The sequence below is a fragment of the Campylobacter coli LMG 9860 genome, assembly GCF_000254135.1.
In the GTDB taxonomy this organism is placed as follows: Bacteria; Campylobacterota; Campylobacteria; order Campylobacterales; family Campylobacteraceae; genus Campylobacter_D; species Campylobacter_D coli.
Window position 1 is genome coordinate 1 of sequence record NZ_AINS01000010.1, and the last position, 3,705, is coordinate 3,705.

At 28.0% G+C, this 3,705-nt stretch carries 5 protein-coding genes and 1 pseudogene; all 6 read left to right on the forward strand.

Going from position 1 to position 3,705, the window contains the following annotated elements:
- Window positions 1-44 precede the first annotated feature (44 nt).
- Window positions 45-629: a hypothetical protein gene (locus CCO88_RS01920; protein WP_002839188.1), complete on the forward strand. Its 585-nt coding sequence runs from the start codon at window positions 45-47 to the stop codon at window positions 627-629.
- A gap of 43 nt (window positions 630-672) precedes the next feature.
- The gene (locus CCO88_RS01925) at window positions 673-1,170 is read left to right on the forward strand and encodes a hypothetical protein (protein ID WP_002839190.1); all 498 of its coding nucleotides are present in this window, start codon (window positions 673-675) and stop codon (window positions 1,168-1,170) included.
- Window positions 1,171-1,232: 62 nt separating this feature from the next.
- Window positions 1,233-2,399, forward strand: a complete 1,167-nt coding sequence (locus CCO88_RS01930; protein WP_002794643.1) for a toprim domain-containing protein — start codon at window positions 1,233-1,235, stop codon at window positions 2,397-2,399.
- Window positions 2,400-2,458: 59 nt separating this feature from the next.
- On the forward strand, window positions 2,459-2,824 hold the full coding sequence (locus tag CCO88_RS01935; protein WP_002839192.1) for a DUF2493 domain-containing protein: 366 nt from the start codon (window positions 2,459-2,461) through the stop codon (window positions 2,822-2,824).
- A 19-nt stretch (window positions 2,825-2,843) separates the two neighbouring features.
- The gene (locus tag CCO88_RS01940; protein WP_002839194.1) at window positions 2,844-3,452 is read left to right on the forward strand and encodes a hypothetical protein; all 609 of its coding nucleotides are present in this window, start codon (window positions 2,844-2,846) and stop codon (window positions 3,450-3,452) included.
- A 35-nt stretch (window positions 3,453-3,487) separates the two neighbouring features.
- A pseudogene (locus tag CCO88_RS01945) lies at window positions 3,488-3,705 on the forward strand (hypothetical protein); the annotation flags it as partial.

Here is a 3,705-nt window from a genome sequence, read left to right on the forward strand (position 1 = left end):
CTTCTATCCTTTTTTAATTTAAAAAATATAAAAAAGGAAAAATTATGAAAATAAATGTTTTAGAAAATATGTTTGAAAAATTAATGCACAAAGGTAGCAGTGTTTTTACTTTGGATGGTAAAAAAATAGAAATCGAACGAGATGAATTTTATAATCCGTTTGATAATTATGAAAATCCTTCTTTTTTCAACCTTTTAAAAAGATATGATATTGGTGAAAAAGAGATAGATGGATTAAATTGCACAGATTTTGAAAACATTCAAGAAATAGAAAACTATTTGAATAGCAAAGGTTATATTTGGATTAGAGTAGGAGCTTATATTCATAGTGGTATAGCTTTGTATTCTGAAGGAAATAAACCTAGAAAATATTCTTATGGTTGGGATTATGGATGTGCAGGATACGCTTATTATACAAAAGAACAAGTGAGAGAAATTTTTGGTGTAAAAAGAATCAGTGCAAAGCTTAAAGACAAGCTTTACAAAGATATTGAGTTTTTCATCAAAGAACTTGAAGCTTATTTGGAAGGAAATATTTATACGCTTTATGTAGATGATATTCCTGAAGAGACATTTATCGGTTACGATGAAGAACAAATGCTTCAAACACTTGAGCGTTTTGCTGCCTAATTAAATACAAATACTACATTTTAAACAATACAAAGGAAAGTATATGAAAAAATTCACAGAAATGTCTAAGGATTTAATTAAACACTATGGTTTAGATAATGCAGCAAATGAAACTGAGATTAATGCTTTAGCTTATGCCTTGCAAGATTGTTGTGCAATGTATAATAAAAAAAATGAGCTAAGCTTCACAGACAAGCAAATCGATGATTTTAAAAGTTATATTGTCGAATATCATATTAAAGGTGATAATGAACCTAACAATGAACAAAGCGTAGAGGATATAGTTTATAGCCTCCATTATTCAATGCTGTTAAGCTCAGTTCCTGAAGAGATTGTTGATGATATAGATAGAGATCTATTCATTAATAAAGTCGAAATGGGAATTGATGGCAGATATCAAGCTTCTTTTCTTTGCGATGATGCAGAATCTTTCTTGAAAAGAATAAAAGAATATGTCATGCTTGACAATGAGCTTAACGAATATACAAAATTTTGTATTAAAAATACAGATAATTTTTGTGGATGTGAAGAAGTTTTTTAGAACTTCATAAACCTCGCATTAGTTTTTTCAAGACTAATGCCAACAAATAAGGAGAATAATTAATGAAATATGATATTGAAAGACTCAATAATATTCCTATTATGGATGTCTTGGAGTCTTTAGGTGCAATTAGCGACAAAAATAAAAGGATTATACACTGCTTTAATATAACTGCACACAAAAACAACGATCATAATGCTTCTTTAGGCATTTATGAAAGTACTAATACTTGTCATTGCTTTGCATGCGGAGTGGGTGGAAATCCTGTCAATGTTGTAAAAACCATGTTTAATGGCAATTTTAAAGAAGCTTGTGAATATTTGCATTCACAATTTAATATTCCATTTTTAAATGGAATACAAGCAACCTATAAAAAGGTATTTGAAAAACCAAAACCTAAAGCGAAAGATTATGTGTTTTTTGATCCTAATAAAAAATATGTAGAAGTTGAAAAATTAGCTCCTTTTGTGCAAAATTATTCAACATTAACAAAAGCACAAAAATTAAAGTTAGTTTATACAACTATCTATCGCTTTTCTTTATCAACTGAACAAAAAGCTAAAAACCTTTATTATCTAAAAAGAGGTATTAAGGATTTGAGTTTAGTTGAAAAAATTGGTTTTTTAAATTTTAACAACATAAAAAAACTTGAAAATCTTTTAAAAGAATATTTTCCTATAGAAGATTTAATTGAGTTTAAAATTTTCAGTAAAGAGAAACAAGCTTGGAAATATGCTTTTAATGTAGCTCTTGTTCCAAATTTTGATCTTTACTCAAATATGGTTGTGGGTTTTTCTCTTCGTGTTATTGATAGTGCCTATAATGGAGCTAAAGAAGTAAATATTTCCTGCGGTAATATTGTTTTTGCAATGCCTTTTGGTTTAGAAAATAAATTATTAAAGGAATGTGAAAAAATAGTAATCACCGAAGGACACATTGATTGCTTATCAGCAAGAAATTACTACAAACAAGATTCAAAAACCTTGTTTATTAGCTTTGCAGGAACTTTCAGTTTTAGAGAAGAAATACTCACTGTGTTTAAAGATAAAAGAGTTATGCTTTGTTTTGATAAAGATGAAGCAGGGATAAATGGAGAAAAAAGTTTAAGCGAGAAATTAAGCCTTTTAAATATTAAAAACTATAGTCTTACTTGGGATATAGCAGATGGAAAAGACTTAAATGACTTGCTTTTGGCAGATAAAATGGGCAGTATTAAGCTTATTGCGTAGCAATAAAGAGCGTAAATTGCTGCAGAATTGCAAATGCAATTAACTTAGAAAAGGAAAAAATGAAATTATTAGTGTGCGGAGGAAGGGATTACAAAGATGTAGAACATTTCAATAAAGAAATGAGTAATATATTTTCTTTGTATCAAAATCAAATAGATACTATCATTGAAGGTGGAGCTAGTGGTGCTGACAATATGGCTAAAAATTATGCCTTAAAGAATAAGATTAAACTTATTGAAGTGAAGGCAGATTGGCAACATTTTGGAAAAGCTGCAGGTCCTATTAGAAATCAAAGAATGTTATCTATGTTGGATAGCAACGATTGTGTTTTGGCTTTTTGGAATGGAGTTTCAAAAGGAACAAAGAATATGATCGAGATAGCTAGAAATAAAAACATAAAAGTAATAATCATCAACATAAAATAGAATAAAAAAGGAGAAAACAATGAAAAACAATGAAATTTTTACAAAAGCTTTTAGATTTACTGATGAAGGTGATTTAGTTATCACTTTAACACCTGATTTTGAATGCTTTTTAGCCGAAAATCAAATCAAAAATAGTCAAGATTTTGCAGATAAATTTAGTGATACTCTTGATGAAAATAGATATTTTAATATTCCAAGAATTCTTTGTTATAAAGAAGACTTAAAAAGCACGCCTTTTGAAGATTTTGATAATGAATATTTTGTGTTCGTTCCAAATGATACAAATATTGACTTAGACAGCTTAAGTTATGCTGTTAGTGCTTTAAATCCTTCAAATCAGAAAGATTTTTTAATTGAAGCCATGAAGACAAAAATTAAAAAAGGTGAAATCAATAAAGAGAATCTAAAAGAAAATTTAGAGAATGAAATCAAATACATTAGTGAACAAATTCCTATTGTTTTTGAAGGGAAGGTAGGTGAAGATACAATAGAAAAACTTTTGAAAGAGAAAGAAACTATCGTGCTTCCAAATGTAACAAAATATGCAAAAAATAGCATTAATGAGTATTTTGAAAATGAAAAAGATGAAATACTTGAAGAATTAAATGCTATATGCAAAAAAATATGATATAATCAAGGAGAAATACAATGCAAGGCAATATAGTGAGAAATTATTATATTTCAGAAGGTGTAAAAGCTTTATTTTCTGTCTATTTTAAAGATCAAACTGAAGAAAATTTCATTAAAGCTCTTAATGAATTTAACAAAGAAAATCAAATAAATTCTCAAGAGATAAAAGATGAAGCTCTTAGAGAAATTAAAGAAGAGCTTTCAAAATTAGCAACTACAGATCTTTTGAATGCCAAAATCGATAAGGTTGA

Excerpts from the sequence above, each read along its gene's own strand:
- CCO88_RS01920 (WP_002839188.1), top strand. The coding sequence starts at position 45 with ATGAAAATAAATGTTTTAGAAAATATGTTTGAAAAATTAATGCACAAA.
- CCO88_RS01925 (WP_002839190.1), top strand. The coding sequence starts at position 673 with ATGAAAAAATTCACAGAAATGTCTAAGGATTTAATTAAACACTATGGT.
- CCO88_RS01930 (WP_002794643.1), top strand. The coding sequence starts at position 1,233 with ATGAAATATGATATTGAAAGACTCAATAATATTCCTATTATGGATGTC.
- CCO88_RS01935 (WP_002839192.1), top strand. The coding sequence starts at position 2,459 with ATGAAATTATTAGTGTGCGGAGGAAGGGATTACAAAGATGTAGAACAT.
- CCO88_RS01940 (WP_002839194.1), top strand. The coding sequence starts at position 2,844 with ATGAAAAACAATGAAATTTTTACAAAAGCTTTTAGATTTACTGATGAA.